Source organism: Ramlibacter sp. (assembly GCF_035706265.1).
Taxonomy (GTDB): domain Bacteria; phylum Pseudomonadota; class Gammaproteobacteria; order Burkholderiales; family Burkholderiaceae_C; genus Ramlibacter.
On the sequence record NZ_DASSVG010000308.1, the window covers coordinates 1 to 2,756 of the forward strand.

At 70.7% G+C, this 2,756-nt stretch carries 4 protein-coding genes; 1 reads left to right on the top strand and 3 read right to left on the bottom strand.

Annotated elements, in window-relative coordinates:
• Positions 1 to 415, top strand: a 415-nt coding sequence (locus tag VFM98_RS11240; RefSeq protein ID WP_325110008.1) for a cation-translocating P-type ATPase C-terminal domain-containing protein, incomplete at its 5' end; no start/stop codon positions are given.
• A 10-nt stretch (positions 416 to 425) separates the two neighbouring features.
• On the opposite strand, the gene VFM98_RS11245 is transcribed toward VFM98_RS11240, so the two are convergent.
• The 3 genes from VFM98_RS11245 to VFM98_RS11255 all read right to left on the bottom strand — a co-directional run.
• Positions 426 to 746 (bottom strand): hypothetical protein, encoded by a 321-nt coding sequence (locus tag VFM98_RS11245; protein WP_325110009.1) that lies wholly within the window; start codon positions 744 to 746, stop codon positions 426 to 428.
• Positions 747 to 839: 93 nt separating this feature from the next.
• Complete coding sequence (locus VFM98_RS11250; RefSeq protein ID WP_325110010.1) at positions 840 to 1,826, bottom strand: tripartite tricarboxylate transporter substrate binding protein; 987 nt, start codon at positions 1,824 to 1,826, stop codon at positions 840 to 842.
• A 38-nt stretch (positions 1,827 to 1,864) separates the two neighbouring features.
• Positions 1,865 to 2,756: phosphoribosylformylglycinamidine synthase subunit PurQ (locus VFM98_RS11255; RefSeq protein ID WP_325110011.1), on the bottom strand; the 892-nt coding region annotated here is incomplete at its 5' end.

Below are 2,756 nucleotides of genomic sequence, written 5' to 3' on the forward strand. Positions count from 1 at the left end.
GCCGCCGACCGAAAGCCTGTTTGCCCGCGGCCTGTGGCAGCACGTGCTGGCGATCGGCCTGCTGCTGGCCGGCCTGTGCCTGGCGGTGCAGGCCTGGGCGCTGGCCGCCGGCGACGCGCACTGGCAGACGATGGTGTTCACGGTGCTGACGCTCGGCCAGATGGCGCACGTGCTGGCGATCCGCTCCGAGACCACGCCGCTGTGGCGGCTGGGCCTGCGCAGCAACGTGCCGCTGCTGCTGTCGGTGCTGCTCACCTTCGCGCTGCAGCTCGCGACGATCTACGTGCCCTGGCTCAACCCCGTGTTCCACACCCAGCCGCTGTCGGCGGGCGAGCTCGGGGCATGCGTTGGCGTGGCGGCCCTGGTGTGGGTCGCGGTGGAAGTGGAGAAGGCCTGGCGCCGGCGCGGCGGCTGACGCCCGGCGGTCAGTACGCCAGCGGCGGCGTGCGGTAGGCGAAGGCGCGGTCGGTGGGCTGCAGGTAGCCTTCGTAGGCCAGCAGCGCGCGGCGGCCCTCCATCAGTTCCGCGCGCACCTGCTCGCGCGTCTTCAGGCTGCGGAAGTCGATCAGCGGGTTGTACGAGGTGGACCACGGGTTCCTGGTGGCCCAGCTGGGTCGGGCCGGCGTCGCCTTGGCCTGGGCCTCCGCCGGCGTGCCGCCGACCTCGCCATGGGTGCCCACCTGCGCCTGCGCTGCGAACGCCGTGGCGCACGCCACGGCCGCGAAGAGGATGCGGGAATACTTCATCAGCGCTCCTTTCAGCGGGGAAGCTTCGCAACCACGATTCTTCCGCCGCCGGGCGCATCCGGCCGTGCGCGACCGCAGGCGATCGGTGTAGGACTAGTCGATGGTCGCGCCGCTGCGCTTGATCACCGGGCCCCACTTGGCCAGTTCGGCCTGCATGAAGGCGGCGAACTGCGCCGGGGTGCCGGGGTCGGCATCCATGTACTGCGCCTTGAGCTTCTCGTTGGTGGCCGGATCGCGCATGGCGGCCACGAACTCGCGGTTCAGGCGCGCGATGATGGGCGCCGGCGTGCCCGCGGGCGCCACCAGGCCGATCCAGGCGCTGCCGTCCATGGGCACGCCCTGCTCGCGCAGCGTCGGCACGTTGGGCAGCAGCGCCGCGCGACGCGGGGTCGACACCGCCACCGCCTTCAGCTTGCCGGCCTGCACCTGCGGAATCACGGCCAGCGGCGCGAGGCTGGTCATGTGGGTGTCGCCCTGCAGCACGCTGGTGACGGCGGCCGGCGACGAGTTGTACGGCACGTGCACCACGAAGCTGTGCGTCAGCGACTTGAGCATCTCCATGCTCAGGTGCGACAGGCTGCCGACGCCGATCGAGGCGTAGTTGTACTTGCCCGGGTTCTTCCGCAGCAGGTCCATCAACTCCTTGAGCGTGTTCACGCCCAGCGAGGGGCTGACCGCGATCACGTTCGGCTGGTGCACGCCGAAGGTGATCGGCGCCAGGTCCTTGAACGGGTCGTACGGCATCTTCTTGTACAGGACCACGTTGTTCACCAGCGGGCCGGTGATCGAGGCGCCGATGGTGTAGCCGTCCGGCGCCGCCTTGGCCACCACGTCGGTGCCGAGGTTGCCGCCGGCGCCGGGGCGGTTCTCCACCACGATCGGCTGCTTGAGGCCCTGCGAGGCGCGGTCGCTCACGATGCGCGCGAACACGTCGGGCGTGGAGCCGGCGGCGAAGGGCACGACCATGCGGATCGGGCGGGCGGGATACTCGCCCTGGGCACGCGCGGCCGTCCAGGAGGCGGCGAGCAGGGCGGCCGGCGTGGCGGCCAGGGCTTTCACGAGTTGGCGTCTTTGGGTCACTGCTTCTCTTCTTCAGGATAGGAAAGAAAGGCGGCGGGTCAACCGACCCACTTGCGCGCGTTGTGCCAGATCTGCATCCAGGGGCTGAAGGCCGAAGGGTCGCCCGAGGTCCAGGAGAGCTGGATGTTGCGGAACACGCGCTCCGGGTGCGGCATCAGGGCGGTGAAGCGGCCGTCGGCCGTGGTCACGCCGGTGAGGCCGCCCGCGCCGCCGTTCGGGTTGAACGGATAGCGCTCGGTGGGCTGGCCGTGGTGGTCGACGAAACGCAGCGCAGCGATCGCGCGCTCCGCATTGCCGCGGCGCGCGAAGTTGGGGTAGCCCTCGCCGTGCGCCACGGCGATCGGCAGCCGCGCGCCGGCCATGCCGCGGAAGAACAGGCTGGGCGAATCCAGCACTTCCACCATCGACAGCCGCGCCTCGAAGCGCTCGCTGCGGTTGGTGGTGAAGCGCGGCCAGTCCTGCGCGCCGGGGATGATGTCGGCCAGCTCGGCGAACATCTGGCAGCCGTTGCACACGCCCAGGCCGAAGGTGTCCTGGCGGGCGAAGAAGGCCTGGAACTGCTGCGACAGCGCCGGGTTGAAGGTGATGCTGCGCGCCCAACCGATGCCCGCGCCCAGCGTGTCGCCGTAGCTGAAGCCGCCGCAGGCGACCACGCCGAGGAAGTCGGCGAGCTGGTGCCGGCCGGTTTGCAGGTCCGTCATGTGGACGTCGACGGCGTCGAAGCCGGCCAGGGTGAAGGCGTAGGCCATTTCGACGTGGGAGTTGACGCCTTGTTCGCGCAGGATGGCCACCTTGGGGCGCACCGTGTGGATGAAGGGCGCCTCGGGCAAAGCCATGGGCAGGTGCACGTGCAAGCCCGGATCCCCCGCCTCTCCCGCCGCCGCATGCTCGCTGTCCGCGCAGGCCGGGTTGTCGCGCTGCTGGCAGATC